Here is a 1307-nt window from a genome sequence, read left to right as displayed (position 1 = left end):
GCGGCGCCGAGGGAGCCGGAGAGCCAGTATCCTGCGGCGGGGATGTAGTGGGTGAGGGGGCCGAGGGCGGTGTGGAAGTCGCGGTTGGGCACCTGCCCCCATACGAGCCGGTGCGCGCTGTCGAGGAAGATGAAGAGATCGTTCGGATAGGAGGTCGTGATCGTCTGCCCGGGCAAGGCGAGCAGAGCCGCCACGACGAGCGCCCCTGCGAGGATGAGCCTCGCCGTGGGCAGCAGACGGGTATCGTCGCCGATCATGACGATCCCGCTCCGGCTGCCGGCGGAGCGTCCGCCACGGGCTTGCGACGATGCACGCGCCAGTGCTCCGTTTCCCGCACCAGGTCGAAGTTCTCCGCGATATGCGGACCGTAGACGGTCTGAAGCGTCGCATCCGATCCTGGCGGTTTCGGGCCTGCGGGCGCCTTGGGCTCCATGACGATTTCGACGTCGTCGAGCAGCACCTCGGGAGGCACGTTGGCGGAGGCGTTGACGGTTCTGTCCCACTGGAGACGCGGCATGTCTCCCCGCGCCGGAGCCATGTCGAAAGCCATGGAAAAGGGGTTGGCGAGATCGAGCACGAAGACGCGACCGCGCTGCGGCTCCAGATCGTCCAGGACATCGGCGCCATCCTGTACGGCGGCAAGATACGTGGTCGCGCCGTCGTGATCGCCCCAGGTCCACAGATTCACCAGCCTCACACCCTCGACATTCGGGAGCGAGATCTCCTCGCCCGCGCGGGTGCCCGCCACTACGGCGTGGAGACCGAGGGCAAGGGAGCAATGGACGATCGTAGGCAGGACGAGAGCCAGGAAGAGAAGCTGAACGCCTGCGGTCAGGGACCAGCGGCGGTCCCGCGACGCGAAGCCAAGATGCGTTTCGTGGCGAATGACGGTCTCGGCCGCCACCGCAGCCGCGGCATGGAGCGTGATGATGCCCCAGGCCTGGAAGTTCTGGTTGATGATGAAGAACCCTGCAGTGCCGCAGAAGACGTAGAACAGGACATCGCGAAGACTGCGCGTCCGCCACACGGCCAAGCCCGCGAACAGGGTCAGCAGGACGTAATCGGCGAGGTTGCCGAGGATATGGTCGAGGATCTGCCCCCAGGTGCCGCGAAGGATGCCGCCGACATCGCGGGCAAGGCGCAGATCCGCCAGGTATGAGGCCGACCCCTTCCAGAAGGCTTCGACCGCGAGGGCTGTGAGGATGGTGAGGCCGATGGCCCAGGCGGCCCAGCGGCGCTGGCGCGCATCGAACAGCATGAACACCAGAAAGGCCAGAGCCACCAGACCGTAGGTCACCTTGGTGTAG

2 pseudogenes are annotated in these 1307 nt (G+C 66.3%); both read right to left on the bottom strand.

The annotated features are described in order from the left end of the window. Window positions 1-257: pseudogene (locus ACFOYU_RS15315) on the bottom strand (hypothetical protein); the annotation flags it as partial. Continuing rightward, window positions 254-1307 (bottom strand): annotated as a pseudogene (locus ACFOYU_RS15310) (hypothetical protein); the annotation flags it as partial. The pseudogenes ACFOYU_RS15310 and ACFOYU_RS15315, both read right to left, overlap by 4 nt.

This window comes from Microvirga sp. GCM10011540 (genome assembly GCF_042650665.1).
Taxonomy (GTDB): Bacteria; Pseudomonadota; Alphaproteobacteria; order Rhizobiales; family Beijerinckiaceae; genus Microvirga; species Microvirga lenta.
This window is presented reverse-complemented; position numbering and strand designations above follow the sequence as displayed.